Origin of the sequence: Pedobacter punctiformis (assembly GCF_027213715.1) — a bacterium.
Lineage (GTDB): Bacteria > Bacteroidota > Bacteroidia > Sphingobacteriales > Sphingobacteriaceae > Pedobacter > Pedobacter punctiformis.
The window spans coordinates 294,603-311,842 of the sequence record NZ_JAPWGM010000004.1; the positions used below are offsets into that span (position 1 = coordinate 294,603).

The window sequence follows — 17,240 nt, forward strand, 5'->3', positions numbered from 1 at the left end:
ATATTTATAATACTAGTATAGATAGTCTAATGCAATTTTATCATTTGCATTAAAAGTACGGTTGCCACCATTAGAGCAGGCAAGCATAAATGATGCTGCATCTGGTGTAGAAGGCGTACCAGGAATTTGAATTGCACCCACAGTTGATTGCCCTTCGTTACCTGCGCCAGCTGATCCGCAACTAAATGCACGGTTCATGTAATCTGTATGGCGTAAACCAATGCAATGGCCAACTTCATGTTGTATAACAGAAGCCAGGTACAATAAATTTGGGTTAGAACCGTAAGCGGCAGCATTTGTATTCATTTTGATTTGATTAAAAGGCTGACCAGAAGAAGTAGGGAAACCAGCTGATCCTAAAGTAATGAAACCACCACTTGGACCTTCGTTAAAACCAATAACATTAATGTTTCCGGTTGTTCCGGCAGCAGCTCTTTGGAAAGTGATGCGTAAACCTAAGCTATTATATCTGGTAATCATTTCATTAACTGCGTTGCTGTAAACAGTAGGCAAATTAGTCACCGAAACTGTAATTACTCTAGGCAGATTTTTAACAGTATTTGTGGTTCTATACTGTTCTGTTTCTGCGATGCTTAACGCGGTGTTGTCAGCTTTTTCAGATAAATTAGCCTGAGTCAGCAAAATATCTCCTTCAACTAAATATCCACCATCAACTACCCGGGCATTTTCTGTGCTAAAACCAAGGTCTTTAATTTGGGCTAAAACATTTGCAGAAATGTCACTTTTAGTTTCGGTTTCCTGTGGTGAAGTAGAAACATTTTTTTTACAGGCGTAGATGCCTACCATTAAAGCGCATAGGGCGCTAAGGAATAAAATTCTTTTGTTTTTCATGAGGTAACTTTAGTTAGTTTGTCATTGTAGGTGATTGTGAAGACCAATTTAGGGATTATTTTATTGTAAACAAATATTTACATTTTAAATTATGTAACTGTATTTTTTTGTATTAAATATTATCAACAACTATAAAGAATAATTATATTTTTTATACATACAAAAGATCGCTTTAATAGTGTTTTTTATACACGCCTAAAATTTTTTCGTTTTTATTTTTAATTGAAAACAGGTTTTTGACGAGATTTAAGAGGTTTTTTAATGACTTTCTTTAGCTTCTTTTATGAAAGAAAACGTTTTAGTCATATTTATTTCAGCCTTTTATTAAAACACTTATTCTTTATTGCTTGTTTAGTCTGTTTTTGTCTGATAAAGATCGCTTATTATTTTTATGTAGTATTAATAATGCTATATCGAAGATTATTTGCAATAAATTTTATTTGCCTTTTTAGCTGCTTTTTCAAAATGTGAACTCAGATTAAAACTGGAATTTTCCGGAAATAATTATTTTTATTTTTTTTGTGGAAAACAAAGACCGCTATAGATTATAATTAAATTTTAATTATGTAATTTGTAATCGTTATCAATGGCTAACTTATAATGCGATCAATTTATAATTAAAATACAACCTATTTTTGCGTGAAATTTATTTACAGGTGCCTCACTATATTTTTTTTATGTCCGGTTAGCCTGGTAATGGGACAGGTTGCTCCCAATATATTAGATAAAAAATTACAAAAATATGCCCTCACTAACGAAAAAAAGCTAATAGCTGTTGAAGATAGTCTCGTATTGGTAGAGTTTAAAACCGCTTTAACTGCGCAGGAAATTGCCAAAATTAATCCCAGACGCCAATTCTCCGCCAATCAGTTTATTGTTGACTCAAAAAGCCTTAACCAGCTATCTCAAGATATTCTGAGTAAAACGCCATCCAATAATTTGTGGAAAGCAAGTGATCATTTGATTCAAAAATGGGAGCTGGGTAATCAAAAAGGCCGGGAGCAATTGGTACGGCTTGTTTTTAATACATTTACCGGTGTGCCTGAGTATCTAAAGCAGTATAAACTTCAATCTATAAATGAAGCTTATAAACTGATTATTATTTCGATGCCTTTAGCTGATCTGCAAAGCGTTCTTAACCATAGTGAAATTCTGTTTGCAGATATTGTGCAGCAAGCAAAGGAAGAAATCGTTGTAAGTGGTATGGATCTTTCCGCAATTGATGTTTTTGCAGTACGTAATAAATTTCCCGATCTCGATGGTAAAAATATTACCCTTTCTTTAAAGGAAGGAGTATTTGATGTAAAAGATCTCGACCTTTTAGGCAAGGTTGTTCCCGGTACTAATAATTCTGCAGATAACGGTCATGCTGTTATTATGGCTACGCTTGCATTGGGCTCCGGGAATTCTTTTATTCACGGTCTGGGGGTTGCACCTGCGGCAAAACTGATTACGGCTGATTATATAAATCTATTGCCTGATGACCTAAAAAAACTCTCTTCTGCTAAAGTTAGTGTTCAAAACCATTCCTACGGAACAAGTATTGATAATACTTATGGAATCGAGGCCCAGGCTTATGATCAGCAGGTATACGATGCAGATACCATTGTTCATGTGTTTTCTGCAGGTAACCAGGGAACTACAAAAGCACAATCAGGTGTGTATCAAAACATAGAAAATGCGGCAAACTTAACTGGGAATTTTAAGCAGGCAAAAAATGTTCTGGTTATTGGCGGAATAGGTCGTGAAAATGTTTCTGAAGCTTTAAGTAGCAAAGGACCGGCTTATGATGGCCGGGTAAAACCTGATGTTGTTTCCTCAGGTGAAGATGGAACCTCAGGTGCAGCAGCTTTAACCTCAGGTGTTGTAGCCCTATTACAACAAAAATATTATAACCTGTTTGGTAAACCCGCTTCTTCAGCCTTAATTAAAAGTATTTTGGTTAACTCAGCTGATGATTTAGGCAGACCGCATGTAGATTATTTTTATGGTTTTGGAAAAGTTAATGCCTTAAAAGCGGTTAACACAATTGCTGAAAACAGGTTTAAAAAAGGCGAGGTAACGCAGGGGCAGGATTTTTCTTTCCCTTTACAGGTGCAACAAACACAAAAAGAGCTTAAGGTTACATTGGTTTGGAATGATTTACCTGCTCCAATAAACAGTGTACAAAGCATTGTTAATCATCTCGACATTTCGGTGGAAGATTTAAGCGGCAAAATGATTCTGCCATGGGTACTCAGTACTTTTCCTCATGCCGATTCGCTTGCACAGGTTGCAGTTAGAAAGATTGATCAGGTTAATAATGTACAACAGGTTAGTTTAGAAAACCTGTTGCCGGGAAATTACATTATTCATGTAAAAGGAAGAAAAGTGACTCAGGATAAACAAGCATTTTATCTCGCTTACGAAATGAATTTGCCCAATCACTTTCAACTCACATTTCCCGGTAAGGACGACCATATTTTTGCCGGAGCAAACAACTACATCAGGTGGGAGAATAGTTTTGAAAATAAAACAGGTAAACTATCTGTAAGTTACGATAATGGAAGTAGCTGGACTATTTTATCCGAATCTGTAAATTTAAGTGCCAAATTTTTTAACTGGTTTAGTCCTGCCGGTTTTACCAGGGCAATACTTAAAATGGAAATTGAAGGGCAGGAATTCAGAGGCAACCCGTTTATTATTTCAAGCCCGCCCGTTTTAAAAGTTGGTTATAATTGCGAAGATGGTATTTTGTTTCACTGGAAACCTCAGCCACTGGCAAAAGACTATACGCTGTATACCATTATCGATAATAAGTTAATACCCTTTACAAATACTACAGATACGATGATTTTGGTTAAAAAATTACCAAATGCATCATCTTATTTTGCTTTATCAGAAAATGGGATAGATTTTGCAGGTTTAAAAAGTTATACCATAGATTATCGAACCCAGGGGGTATCATGTTATTTGGCAAGTTTAAATGGCGATATCGGGAATGGTACCATTCAGTTAAGCTTAAATATCGGAACCACTTATAAGCTTAAGGGGTTTATATGGGAGAAACAAATTGATGCAAATACTTTTGTAACGCTTAAAGAGGAGGATGTAAAAGAAGGTTTATTAAATTATTCAACGGTTGATACTTCTCCAAGAACTGGAATACAACGCTACCGGGTTACTTTTTTAACGCAGGAAGGTGCAAAAATTCAATCCAATGTAATTTCTATAAACTACCTTAAAGAAAATGACCTTGTTGTTTATCCAAACCCGGTTAGTACAGAACTAAATGTATTAAACGGAGCTTACGATAATTATTCTCTTGCTTTATTTGACATGCTTGGGCGTAAGGTTTTTGAACAGGCATCAAATGATAATAACCGCTTTAATTTAACCAGACTTACCTCTGGTGTTTATATTGGGGTAATATCTAAAAATAAACAGCAGCTTAAAAAATTTAAAGTAATTAAGAATTAACTCATAAAATAAAGAAACAAAAAAGGCCTTCTGGCTAAATCAGAAGGCCTTTTTTGTAGTGTAATAATTTACTAAAAGTGAAACATTACGCCTAATTTAGGAGCGAAAGTATCAGCTTCTAAACCAAATGAGTTTGTTTTTACTTTAGCACCAGTTGCTTCATCTTTAATAGAGAAGTTGTTGTAACCTAATCCATTAACTGAAACTTCGATACCGATTCTTTTAGTAGGGAAGAAAGCAAAACCTGGAGCAACGTTTACACCGATAGAAGTTGTTGAACCAACTTTAGCACCTGTATCGCCATTAGCATCCACAATTTTGTTGTTACCGAAAGCCATTGGAACTGATAATTGTCCGAAGAATTTGAACTGATCAGATAAACCAACATAGTAACGACCGAAAGGTGCTACAACGAAAGCTTCGTTTTGTCTTAATCTGCTCACTTCTTTATTATAAGTATAACCAACACCTGTACCAATTGCGAAATTATTTGCTACAAAATATCCAGCGCTTGGAACGATGCTAAAGCTTACATCAGCTTTATTAGCGCCATCAACCTTTGAAGTATTGAAGCCAACATTACCACCTAAAATAACTTTTCCTTTTTCTGTTTGTGCGTTTGCACCATAAACTAAACCTGCAACTGCAACTAATGATAATAATAGTTTTTTCATCTTTTTTATTATTTATTTTGTTAATATTATGGTCAGATTCTACCTTTTTAATTTCTGACTATATTTGACTAAAAGTCAATGCTTGTGCCAAAAAACATTCATAAAGTCATTAAAAAATCAGTTTTTAGGTAACTGGTTATGTTATAAATACATATAAATTCAATGTTAAATCAATATTATTTTAGTGTGACAGAAAATCAATCGATCGATTAATTTTTTAATGCTGTCAAATTGACAATCTGACTTTTTTTGTAGAAATGTCAGATATTTTTGCAGCACTTATGGCAGTAAATTGTAGAATAACCGTAATCATTGTAATAAAAGTTTTAAAGTATTTTGACCTTTAATCTTAATTGAACCAAGGCTATAATTTATACCTTTGATTTTAACCTCGTTTTTTATGATTGATACCTCATCTCCAAAAAGTTTAGTCGAGAAAACCGTTTTTCCTATTCTTTTTGCGTTAAGTTTTTCGCATTTGTTAAATGATACCATCCAATCTTTAATTCCAGCTATTTATCCAGTGATTAAGACCAATTATCATTTAAATTTTTCACAGATTGGTCTTATTACACTAACTTTTCAGCTGGCCGCTTCGTTATTGCAACCATTTGTAGGCTTATATACAGATAAAAAACCACAGCCTTATTCTTTAGCCATTGGAATGGGCTTCACATTAACCGGATTAATTACCCTTTCCATGTCCCAGCATTTTTACACCATGCTTATCTCTTATGTCTTATAGGCATAGGTTCGTCAATCTTTCATCCCGAAGCTTCGAGAATGGCTCATGCAGCATCAGGAGGGAAGCGGGGGCTTGCACAATCTGTTTTTCAATTAGGCGGTAATGCCGGAAGTTCTTTAGGACCTTTATTAGCCGCCTGGATTATTGTTCCTTATGGTCAATTTAGCGTAATCTGGTTTTCAATCATTGCGCTTTTAGCAATTATGATATTAAGTTATGTAGGCAACTGGTATAAAGGTTTTGTATTGGCCAGAAGCAAAAGCAAAGCTAATATTCAAACTGTTGTTAATAAGTTCTCAAAAGGAAAGGTAATTTTTGCAGTATCTATTTTATTGCTTCTTATCTTTTCCAAGTATTTTTATATGGCGAGTTTAACCAATTATTTTACCTTTTATCTGATTGATAAATTCCACATTTCTGTTCAAACTTCTCAGATTTATCTGTTTGTTTTCTTGTTTTCGGTAGCTGCCGGAACTTTATTAGGTGGCCCAATTGGCGATAGGATAGGGCGGAAATACGTGATTTGGGCTTCTATATTGGGTACAGCACCATTTGCTTTATTATTACCTCATGCCAATTTATTTTGGATAGGTGTTTTAATTGTACCCATCGGAATGATTTTAGCTTCAGCTTTTTCTGCAATCCTGGTTTATGCACAGGAATTAATTCCCGGTAAAGTTGGTTTAGTTGCAGGATTGTTTTTTGGATTTGCTTTTGGTATGGGCGGAATCGGTTCTGCATTGTTAGGGAAACTTGCAGATGCTAAAGGAATAGAATATGTATTCTTTATTTGTGCTTTTCTACCACTTATTGGCTTATTAACGGGTTTCCTGCCGAATATAGAAACTAAAAAAAAATAAAAAGTCCGATTGTTATTTAACAATCGGACTTTTAAAAGAGTCTTTAGACAATATTATTTACTTAAATCAAAAGCAACACCAACATTAAATGAAATTTGGTTGTTTAACTTTTCATAACCAATTGCATCAGAATTGTAACGGGCAATAGGAAATTGTGTTTCGGCAAAAAGACCGAATCCTTTATCAAAAAAGACTCTGCCTCCCACATGGGCCCCAAAATTTTTCAACCCTAAATTTAAGCCTGGATATAGATCGACGTTAGATGGTAAACCAATAACATTACCTAAATTTGCATTAAATCTGGCTTTAAGGTCAAACCGATCTCCAAAACCTGGTTTATCAACGCCATCGAATGATTTTACGCCAAGTAAATAACTAGCTTGTGCACCAATAGAAAAGCTTGGGCCCAAACCATAATCTATAGAGGTTACAATTCCGGTTCCCCACTTTTGTAAATTTGCACCAATCTGGTATCTTAAATCGTCTTTTCCTTTATACGCACTAATTTGTGCATCTGATTGCTGGTAACTAATAACTAACAAAAATAAACAGGCAAAAATTTTTCTCATCGTAAATATTTAAATTATGGGTAAATTAATTAAATTCAGTTTTATTGCTTTTTAATGCTGTATGCGTAACTAATGCAATGTTCTATTGTTGAAAATAATTTGTTTATACCCCAATCCGGATAAAATAAATAACAAATTTCTTTTCGTTAATATTATACAGCTTTAATTAAAGCAAGTATTACAGGATGTAATTGCTATAAGGATGTTAGCAAACCGATTTGGTGCTGCAAATATATAAAAAAAGTAAATTTTAAATTAATTTAAAACAAAAAAACCTGCAGAACATATTTCTACAGGTTTTTGTATTGACTTGTTTAGCCTTAATTTTGATTCAGGAAAACGAAGTTATGATCAAACATATCCAGCTTTATTTTGCTGTCTTTATCAATTTTACCAGCCAGAATGTCTTTTGATAATTCGTTTAATATTCTTTTTTGAATGACTCTTTTTAATGGTCTGGCACCAAATTGAGGATCGTAACCTAATTGAGCAAGCCAATCTAATGCTTCAGGAGAAGCCTCCATTTCGATGCCCATTTCGGCAAGTGTTTCCTGTACATGTTTAAATTGTAAGTTTACAATATTTCTAATCTCGCCGCGATTTAAAGGTGTAAACATAATCAACTCATCAATGCGGTTTAAAAACTCAGGACGGATGGTTTGTTTTAACACCTCAAAAAGCTCATTTTTAGTTTTAGCAATTAACTCATCGCGATTATCTTCATCCAGATTTTTAAAATTATCCTGAATTAAATGTGCCCCAATGTTAGAGGTCATAATGATAATGGTGTTTTTAAAATTCACCGTTCTGCCTTTATTGTCTGTTAAACGGCCATCATCCAAAACCTGCAATAATATGTTAAAAACATCAGGATGTGCTTTTTCGATCTCATCTAGTAACACAACAGAGTAGGGCTTACGTCTAACAGCTTCAGTAAGTTGTCCACCCTCATCGTAGCCAACATATCCCGGAGGTGCTCCAATTAAGCGGGAAACCGCATGGCGTTCCTGATACTCACTCATATCGATACGGGTTAAAGCATTTTCATCATTAAATAAAAATTCTGCTAATGCTTTTGCCAGCTCTGTTTTACCTACACCAGTTGTTCCTAAAAATATAAATGACCCAATTGGTTTACGTTTATCCTGTAAGCCTGCTCTTGAACGGCGAATGGCATCCGAAATGGCTTCAATCGCTTCGTCCTGCCCGGCAACACGTTTATGCAGTTCTGTTTCAAGGTTTAATAATTTCTCCCGCTCACCGGCAATTAATTTAGTTACCGGAATACCCGTCCAGCGGCCAACTACACCTGCAATGTCATCAGCGGTTACTTCTTCTTTAAGCATTCTGCTGCTGCTTTGCTGGCTTTCTAAATCGGCTTTTAGTTTCTCTACTGTATCCTGAGCCTCTTTAATTTTGCCATAACGAATTTCGGCAACCTTGCCATAATCCCCGGCACGTTCTGCCTGTTCGGCTTCTAATTTATAATGCTCAATTTGCTCCAACTGACTATTAACCGCATCTACCAAATCCTTTTCACCCTGCCATTTGGCCTTTAACTGGTCACGCTCTGCAGATAAATTGGCAATTTCTTCGGATAACTCTTTGATCTTGCGGTCGTCTTTCTCCCTTTTAATTGCTTCACGTTCAATTTCTAAACGCATAATTTCGCGGTCTAAGGCATCCACATTTTCAGGTACGCTGTCCATTTCCATACGCAATTTAGAGGCCGCCTCATCCATTAAATCGATGGCTTTATCTGGTAAAAAGCGGTCAGAGATGTATCGCTGACTCATTTCTACGGCTGCAATAATGGCTTCGTCTTTAATTCTTACTTTATGGTGCGTTTCGTAACGTTCTTTTAAACCCCGTAAAATAGAAATGGCATCCTGAGTATCCGGTTCTTCAACCATCACTTTTTGGAAACGGCGTTCAAGGGCTTTATCTTTTTCCAGATATTTTTGATACTCATCTAATGTTGTTGCACCTATGGCTCTTAATTCTCCACGTGCTAAAGCAGGTTTTAAAATATTTGCCGCATCCATTGCGCCTTCGCCACCACCCGCACCAACCAAGGTATGAATCTCATCGATAAACAGAATAATATCGCCATCACTTTGCGTTACTTCCTTAACGACTGCCTTTAAGCGCTCTTCAAACTCTCCTTTATATTTGGCACCTGCAATTAAAGCGCCCATATCCAGTGAGTATACGGTTTTGCTTTTCAGGTTTTCAGGTACATCACCTTTAATAATCCTGAAAGCGATACCTTCTGCGATAGCGGTTTTACCAACTCCGGGTTCTCCAATTAAAATCGGATTATTTTTTGTTCTTCGAGATAAAATCTGAATTACACGGCGGATTTCTTCATCACGGCCAATCACCGGATCCAGTTTTCCACTTTCAGCATATTCGTTTAAATTTCGGGCATATTTACCTAAGGCCTGATAAGTTGCTTCTGCATTTTGATCCGTTACACGGTTATCTCCCCGCAATTCTATAATGGCTTTTTTAAGGTCTTTTTCGTTAACCCCTTGCTCTTTTAACAGTTTGGAGGTATTATCGTTAACGGCTAAAATGCCTAATAATAAATGTTCTACAGAAACAAACTCATCTTTAAATTCTTTTAAAAACGATTGTGCTTTTTGTAAAACGGCGTTGGTATTTGATGACAGATAGACATTGCTTCCACTTACTTTTGGAAGTTTGGCAATCTCCTGATCTAAATTTTGATTTAATGAATTAAGGTTTACGTTTAGTTTCTTTAATACATAAGAAACTACATTTTCATCAACAGTAAGCAAACCTTTTAACAGATGTACCGTTTCAATAGCCTGTTGCTGGTTGCCAAGGGCTATTTCGGAAGCCTGTTGAACAGCTTCCTGGGCTTTGATTGTAAAATTGTTGAAGTTCATATTCCTTTTTAATCAAAACAAATGCCACGACAATTTGCTTTAACAATTCGGAAATTTTGTCTGTTATAATTTTTATTGAGCGACTAAATGTCTGTTTATTAGTGTTTTATACTGAATCTTTGTCTGCTTTGCTTAGGTGAAGATAAGATCCAATCAGTGCACTAACAGCGCATTCAAATGCTACAAAGACGGTTGTGGTGAGTAAATAAGTGATGTTGAGCCATTCGATGTTATGAAAGCGAAGAATTGTGGTTGTTATACCCCATATTTCGTTAGCCATAATAATGACAATAACTAAGGTCAAACTTTCTGTAAATAAGGATTTCATTACAGGCAATGGACTAACTGTTTTTAAGTACCGGTAAACAATAACGGTAAGTAAAGCGGTATATAATATTAAATTAAATCCTGAGATAAAGTAAGATAACATTTGCCTGTTTTCAGGTTTATCTAAACTTAATGATTGGTTTGAATACAGCATAGATACTGTAATGGAAATAAATGCACTCAAAATTTGAGTTAAGCAGAATGATTTTAAGGTGTAAAAAAACCTAAATGTTTGAATGTCTTTCGCCTGGTCGCTGCGGTATTGAAACAGCAGAAATAAAAGCAAAAATATAGGAATAGAAAAAACCTGGCTATCGATTACTCCCATTGGAAAAATGCCAAGGGGCGAGGAATTAAATAATAATATCAGGTTAGAAATGATTAAAATTGAGGTACAAATCCATGCTATAATTTCTATAGACAGTTTTTTTCGGCGGAAGTTAATTATGGCCAAAATGAAGCCAAGTAAAAAACTAAGTGTAAGGGCAGGAATGGCTATTAAGAGGAGGAAAAATTCCATAGTGAGCGGATTAGATTTTGATCAAAGTATACTTTAGTGGTTATAATGTTAGATTTACTAATGTATTATATTAATTACATTAAATCAGATTTATATTTTAATTTTTGTTAAAATACTGTTTTTAAAGGATTTGGTTAATATGTTGTTCTTTGTAAATGTTAAATTTTTGTAAAACGCAAAACCGCAGTTAAACTATGATCCTTTTAAACCGTTCTAAAGTACATGAGGATATTGGAAAACATATTTTACGGAATTTTAGCGGTCTTTAGCCTGGTCATACTTTTTATAGTCGAGTTTTTTTCTGGCTCAAAAAGTAAAAATTAATATTCTTATAAATTGTTGATTATCTATTTTCAGTTAAGCGTTTTTATGCTATATAACGTTGTGTAATAAAAAATCCCCAAAATAATTACTAATATTGAGGCGAATGTTTTGTAAATTTATGCTGATCAATTTCTAATTGTAGTTTCAGTTATACTACTCAAGGCGCAATAGGACTACATTGCAGAAAATATAATGAATGCATATAATGCTTTATCTGATTATGACCTGACCAGCCTTTTAAAGGAGGGGGATAAAGGTGCTTTTACTGAAATATATCAACGATATTTCAGACTTCTATACATTCATGCATTTAAACGGTTAAAGGATGAAGAAGAGGCCACGGATGTGGTGCATGATTTATTTGAGTTTGTTTGGTTAAAAAGAGAACAAATAGATATAACCACGAAGTTTTCATCCTATTTATATGCAGCAGTACGTAATCGTGTATTTACCCTTGGATTAAGATCTGATCGTAAAATACGCTATCTCGATTCTTTAAAGGATTTTATTGCCAGAGGAGAATTTATTACGGATATGATGATTCGGGAGCGTGAGCTTAGTGTTATGATAGAGAAGGAAATTAATGCCCTGCCTCCTCAAATGAAAAAAGTTTTTGAAATGAGCCGGAATCAGGGGATGAGCCATAAAGATATTGCCGAAGAATTGGGTACCTCTGAGCATACCGTCCGTACTCAAGTGAAAAAGTCCTTAAGAATCTTACGTTCCAAACTCGGAATCGTTATATATACGCTCTATTTACTTGGTTTGATCAAACCTTAAAAATACTTTATTTTTTTTTGCAGTACCCTATTGCTTCTTTTAGATAGACTTAGTTTATTAAGGATGTTATTCTCCTAATTTTATTCAATGGAAAAGACGAAAGAAGAAATTTTATTGGAAAGATATCTGTCTGGCAGGGCAGATAAACAGGAGCAGGCAATGGTGGAGAGCTGGTACCTGGATGTTTCAGACGAAGCTGAAGCCCCCAGCCAATCGATGCTTGAAAAGGCTGAGGTACAGGTTTGGAACCGTCTTTCTGTTCATCGCCACAAGAATGGGCGAAACAGGCAATGGTTAATGGCTGCGGCTTCAATCGTTCTTTGTATCGGATTTGGTCTATATTTCTATAAGCAAAGTGCAAAAGAAACACAAGTTGATATTCCACCAGGTAAAAATTCGGCAACTTTAACCTTATCTGATGGACGGAAAATTGCACTATCATCTGAGGTTAATGGTAATCTTGCAGAAGAAGCAGGTGTTAAAATTAGCAAAACCACTGACGGACAAATCGTCTACAATATACAGCCTGAGCCACATAATGGCAAAACAGGAGTCCTAAAAATGAACACATTATCCACTACTCGTGGAGAACAATATCAAGTACGTTTGCCTGATGGCACAAAAGTATGGCTAAATGCAGCTTCTAGCTTAACCTATCCCACAACTTTAAATGGAGGGGGAGACCGTAAGGTGGAACTGAATGGTGAAGCGTATTTTGAAGTAGCATCTTTAAGCCGTAAAGGGGGGCAGGGTAAAGTGCCGTTTATCGTTAAAACAATTCTCCTTTCTGGGGATGCAAGGGGGCAGGAAGTTGAGGTTTTGGGTACCCATTTCAATATTAATAGCTACAATGATGAACCACAGATAAAAACAACCCTGCTGGAAGGAAGTGTGAGAGTTTTGAATCTTAAATCTAAAATTTCAGGATTGTTGAAACCCGGACAACAATCAGTTATACAGGCTACTGATAATTCGATCCAAATCATTGCTGTTGATGCAGATGAAGCCATTTCATGGAAGAACGGAGATTTTTATTTTGATAATGAACGTCTGGAAAGTATCATGAAAAAAATAAGCAGGTGGTATAATGTGGATGTTGAATTTCAGGACCTAAGCAAAAAAAATGCAGTTTTTGGAGGTTATATATCCAGATCCAGCCACATTTCAAAAGTGTTAAAAATGCTGGAATTAACCGGACTTGCAAAATTTACCATTACAAACAACAAAGTTGTGGTCAGGTAATCGGCTAAAAAAAAATAATGTGAATTAACAATTAACCAAACTATAAAACCAAACTAAAAAAATGAAAAAATATATACCAGATTATTAATCGGTTTTCTATCGATTAATCAGTAAAAAAGGACTTCGAGTTGCGTTCGAAGTCCCTAAAACTCTGATTAAACCAAAAATACTTTCAAACACTTTTAGGAATTAAACAGATAACCAAATGTATAAAATTTATACTAAGAATTTATATTGGCCAATTTTCAGTGTGCTTAATACACAGTTAATTAGCCTTACAAATTTGCTAATGCCCAATGCATTGGTAAGAAAACGCATTATGATGAGGATTAAAGTTATAGCTGTATTACTTATTGCTTTCTTAATACAGGTGAGTGCTGTAGGGTTTGCACAAAATGTAACTTTTTCGCAAAAGAAAGCTTCTATTACTCAAGTATTCAAGGCTATTAAACAGCAAACGGGCTATGGCATTGTATGGCCTGCTGATGCGGTGAAGAAAGTCGCCCTTCTGGATGTTAATTTTAAAGACAGTCCATTGACCGAAGTATTGGAAAGATGTCTGAAAGATCAGCCTTTCAGCTATACCATTGAAGAAAAGGTAATTATCATCAAAGAAAAACCAAAATCTTATACCGAAAAGATTAACAATTTTTTTCAAAATACCATTAAAGTCAGTATTGATGTGAAAGGACGGGTTGTAGATGAAGATGGAAAACCTTTGTCTGGAGCAACAATACAAACCAAAAATGCCGTAAAACTGGATGCAAATGGGAAAAGGGCTGTTACCATTAAAGTGGGCACTACCAATTCCAATGGAGATTTTATGCTCCGGAATGTAGATGAAAATGAGCTCCTTTTAGTTTCATTTATAGGTTACGAAACCAGGGAAATAGCTGCGGCGAAGGATTTGGGTACTATAAAGTTAAAAGTTTCCACCGGCAACCTTATGGAAGTAGCAATAGTTTCTACCGGTTATCAGCAGATTGATAAAAAAATGATGACCGGAGCTGCAACGATAGTGAAAGCAAAAGATCTGGTCATGACCGGAACCAACAGTATTGAGCAGATGTTACAAGGTAAGATTGCTGGTTTAGAGATTGTAAACAATTCAGGGCAGGTTGGTAAAAAACAAACCGTTCGGGTAAGAGGTACATCTACTATGCTGGGTAACCAACAGCCGGTTTGGGTGGTTGACGGGATTATTCAGGAAGAGCCCCTTCCATTTAAGGGATCAGATCTTAACCGGTTTAACGTGGATCCTTCCAATGATGGTTCCAGCAACAACATGCAGGAGATGAAAAACTTTATCGGCAGTGCAATCTCCTGGTTAAACCCTTACGATATAGAAGATGTAACAGTACTGAAAGATGCGGCTTCTACAGCTATATATGGAGTAAAAGCGGCCAATGGGGTAATCGTAATCAATACCAAAAGAGGAAAACAGGGACGGGCACCATCCATTAGTTACAGCACCAGTTTTTCTACCCAGCAAAAGCCCAGCTACGATAAAATGAACCTGATGAATTCAAAAGAGCGAGTTGATGTGTCAAGGGAGATTTTTGATAGAGGTTTGCCGTCATCTACTGCTTCTTTAAATATTGTGGGTTATCAGGATCTTTTAAACCAATATCTATCCAACAAAGTATCCTATGCCGAGTTTAACGCAGGGGTAAAGCAACTGGAGGTTAACAATACCGATTGGTTCGATTTACTTTTTGTTACTCCTTTAAGCCAAAGCCATAATTTTAGCATCAGCGGTGGGGGCAATGCCAGTACCTATTATGGCTCTTTTGGTTATAACGGTAATAAGGGAACGGCAAAGGGAAACAATCAGAATGGCTATATGGGTAGTCTTAATTTTACCAGCAACATTACGCCAAAATTCAGCATATCCACCCGTTTATCGGGAAACTATACTAAAACCAATGGTTTTTATCAGGTAGATCCATACCAATATGCCAGTACCACCAGCAGGGTAATACCGGCCTATAATGCCGATGGCAGTTGGGCTGAATATAAGAAAGTGGGAAACAATGGTGTTTACGATTTTAACATCTTTAACGAAATAGCCAATAGAGGAAATGAGAATGTTAAGATCAACCTAAATACGGCAATCGATCTGAAATACGAACTTCCCCTGGGTTTTCGTTTACAATCAACCTTTGGTGCAGGGTACACCAGCACCCATGCCGAATCTTATGCTACTGAGCATACCTTTAGGATAACCGATTACAGGGGCTATGAATTTGGCCAATATACGCCTAAAACCCCACAGTTTGATGCTTCAAGATTGCCATACGGAGGAGTATTGGCAATGGATGAAGACCGGAACATGAATTATACCTGGAGAAATGCGTTAAACTATGCCGCCGTATTTAATCAGAAGCATGTGGTTTCGGCCATGGTGGGTATGGAGTTGAGAAGCAACGTATATAAAGGCTCTTCGAGTACCATCTATGGCTATTTACCTGATCGGGGAAAAACATTTTTTACTCCACCAATAAATACGACCAGATCACCTAGTGCAAACGATATCTATAGTCCTGGAGCTGTAGAGGCATTTGCATATGGTAATACCGATCAGGTTTCGAATTATGTATCATATTATTTTACAGGTGCATATAGTTACGATAACCGATATGTATTTAGTGCCAGTTTAAGGGGTGATGCCTCTAACCGCTTTGGGCAGGACAGTCGAAACATGTTTAACCCGATTTGGGCATTAGGTGCCAAATGGAATGTAGCCCGGGAGCGTTGGTTCGATAAAACCGATTGGTTTAACGATTTCAGCATCAGGACGAGTTATGGCTTTCAGGGCAATGTGGCCGAAAATTATGGCCCTGACCTGATTGCCAGTATCCCTTCTAATTCTCCCATTAGTCCATTAACAGGAGAATACCTTTATCACATCAAAACTTTACCCTATACCAATTTAAGATGGGAAAAAACACAGACGTTGAATTTAGGCCTTGATTTTAGCCTCTTTAAAAACCGGGTAATGGCCAGTTTGGATTATTACAGCAAGAAAAGTAAAGACCTGATCATTATGAAGGCAATCCCTTATGAATATGGTATTCTCCAGATGCCGATGAATGGTGGAAACCTAAGTAATTATGGTTACGAGGCACAGCTTACCTTTATTCCGGTAAAAACCAAAACGCTTACCTGGTCAATATCGGTAAACAGTGCCCAAAATTATAATAAGGTTACGGGTTCCCTGCAACCAAATGCTACCTGGGATAATGCAGCCTCTGGTAATTATTATGTAGAAGGTTATCCGGTATCCTCGTTCTGGGTTTTTGACTATAAGGGCCCTAATGCATCAAAAGGATGGCCTGAGTTCAATATCCCAACCACAGCTGATAACCCAAATGTACAAAATGATGCTACAGCCTATATGAAATATGCAGGAAAGCAGAATGCTGATTTTACGGGAGGTTTTAGCACTTCGGTAAATTATAAGCAGCTTACGGTTTCCACAAACATGTATGCTTCTTTGGGCGGCTATAAGTTGTTGGCGCCTTTATATACGGCAGATATGGTTAATAATATACCTAATGAATATAACAACCTATCTGCAGAATTGATTAACCGTTGGCGCAAGCCTGGTGATGAGGCCTTCACTAACATTCCTTCGTTGCCATACTATAAGGTACAGGCTGATTACTATTCGTTGCCAGCTAATAAGTTTGTTGATGGCACGTCGCCATCTCCCTATACGATGTATAATTACAGTACGGCCAGACTGGTAAATGCCTCTTACCTGCGCATCAACAACATCAATATTTCGTATATCGTACCGGAGAAATTTGCCAAACGGGTGTTCTGCAAAAACCTGAATATCGGCTATACCTTTAGCAACGTGTACACCTTTGTAAGTAAGGATTTTAAGGGCGTAGATCCTGAAGTAGCCTCGGGTGGACAGCCTTTGCCAAAAACACATTCATTCACCTTATCTGCAACCTTTTAAAAA

The 17,240-nt window shown here is 36.3% G+C and carries 9 protein-coding genes and 1 pseudogene; 5 read left to right on the forward strand and 5 right to left on the reverse strand.

Annotation, left to right across the window (positions count from 1 at the left end):
• Positions 1–12: 12 nt before the first annotated feature.
• Positions 13–852: a M57 family metalloprotease gene (locus tag O0955_RS13540; RefSeq protein ID WP_269428085.1), complete on the reverse strand. Its 840-nt coding sequence runs from the start codon at positions 850–852 to the stop codon at positions 13–15.
• Between the two features lie 696 nt (positions 853–1,548).
• Here O0955_RS13540 and O0955_RS13545 point away from each other — a divergent pair.
• Positions 1,549–4,311: a S8 family serine peptidase gene (locus O0955_RS13545; RefSeq protein WP_269428086.1), complete on the forward strand. Its 2,763-nt coding sequence runs from the start codon at positions 1,549–1,551 to the stop codon at positions 4,309–4,311.
• A 71-nt stretch (positions 4,312–4,382) separates the two neighbouring features.
• On the opposite strand, the gene O0955_RS13550 is transcribed toward O0955_RS13545, so the two are convergent.
• On the reverse strand, positions 4,383–4,985 hold the full coding sequence (locus tag O0955_RS13550; RefSeq protein ID WP_269428087.1) for an outer membrane beta-barrel protein: 603 nt from the start codon (positions 4,983–4,985) through the stop codon (positions 4,383–4,385).
• A gap of 400 nt (positions 4,986–5,385) precedes the next feature.
• Here O0955_RS13550 and O0955_RS13555 point away from each other — a divergent pair.
• Positions 5,386–6,590: pseudogene (locus O0955_RS13555) on the forward strand (MFS transporter).
• Positions 6,591–6,643: 53 nt separating this feature from the next.
• Here O0955_RS13555 and O0955_RS13560 read toward each other — a convergent pair.
• From O0955_RS13560 to O0955_RS13570, 3 genes are all read right to left on the reverse strand, one after another.
• Entirely contained in the window at positions 6,644–7,159 is a 516-nt protein-coding gene (locus tag O0955_RS13560) for a DUF6646 family protein (RefSeq protein WP_269428088.1), read from the reverse strand.
• A 320-nt stretch (positions 7,160–7,479) separates the two neighbouring features.
• Entirely contained in the window at positions 7,480–10,074 is a 2,595-nt protein-coding gene (clpB, locus tag O0955_RS13565) for an ATP-dependent chaperone ClpB (protein ID WP_269428089.1), read from the reverse strand.
• A gap of 106 nt (positions 10,075–10,180) precedes the next feature.
• Positions 10,181–10,921 (reverse strand): hypothetical protein, encoded by a 741-nt coding sequence (locus O0955_RS13570; RefSeq protein ID WP_269428090.1) that lies wholly within the window; start codon positions 10,919–10,921, stop codon positions 10,181–10,183.
• Between the two features lie 516 nt (positions 10,922–11,437).
• Here O0955_RS13570 and O0955_RS13575 point away from each other — a divergent pair.
• The 3 genes from O0955_RS13575 (at position 11,438) to O0955_RS13585 (ending at position 17,237) form a co-directional block, all read left to right on the forward strand.
• Positions 11,438–12,025: an RNA polymerase sigma factor gene (locus tag O0955_RS13575; protein ID WP_269428091.1), complete on the forward strand. Its 588-nt coding sequence runs from the start codon at positions 11,438–11,440 to the stop codon at positions 12,023–12,025.
• 87 nt (positions 12,026–12,112) lie between these two features.
• Complete coding sequence (locus tag O0955_RS13580) at positions 12,113–13,267, forward strand: FecR family protein (RefSeq protein ID WP_269428092.1); 1,155 nt, start codon at positions 12,113–12,115, stop codon at positions 13,265–13,267.
• A 205-nt stretch (positions 13,268–13,472) separates the two neighbouring features.
• Positions 13,473–17,237, forward strand: a complete 3,765-nt coding sequence (locus O0955_RS13585) for a SusC/RagA family TonB-linked outer membrane protein (RefSeq protein ID WP_269428093.1) — start codon at positions 13,473–13,475, stop codon at positions 17,235–17,237.
• Positions 17,238–17,240 lie beyond the last annotated feature (3 nt).

Bases quoted from the DNA above. Each gene is read 5' to 3' on its own strand.
- O0955_RS13540 (WP_269428085.1), bottom strand. From the start codon at position 852: ATGAAAAACAAAAGAATTTTATTCCTTAGCGCCCTATGCGCTTTAATG.
- O0955_RS13545 (WP_269428086.1), top strand. From the start codon at position 1,549: ATGGGACAGGTTGCTCCCAATATATTAGATAAAAAATTACAAAAATAT.
- O0955_RS13550 (WP_269428087.1), bottom strand. From the start codon at position 4,985: ATGAAAAAACTATTATTATCATTAGTTGCAGTTGCAGGTTTAGTTTAT.
- O0955_RS13560 (WP_269428088.1), bottom strand. From the start codon at position 7,159: ATGAGAAAAATTTTTGCCTGTTTATTTTTGTTAGTTATTAGTTACCAG.
- clpB (WP_269428089.1), bottom strand. From the start codon at position 10,074: ATGAACTTCAACAATTTTACAATCAAAGCCCAGGAAGCTGTTCAACAG.
- O0955_RS13570 (WP_269428090.1), bottom strand. From the start codon at position 10,921: ATGGAATTTTTCCTCCTCTTAATAGCCATTCCTGCCCTTACACTTAGT.
- O0955_RS13575 (WP_269428091.1), top strand. From the start codon at position 11,438: ATGAATGCATATAATGCTTTATCTGATTATGACCTGACCAGCCTTTTA.
- O0955_RS13580 (WP_269428092.1), top strand. From the start codon at position 12,113: ATGGAAAAGACGAAAGAAGAAATTTTATTGGAAAGATATCTGTCTGGC.
- O0955_RS13585 (WP_269428093.1), top strand. From the start codon at position 13,473: ATGTATAAAATTTATACTAAGAATTTATATTGGCCAATTTTCAGTGTG.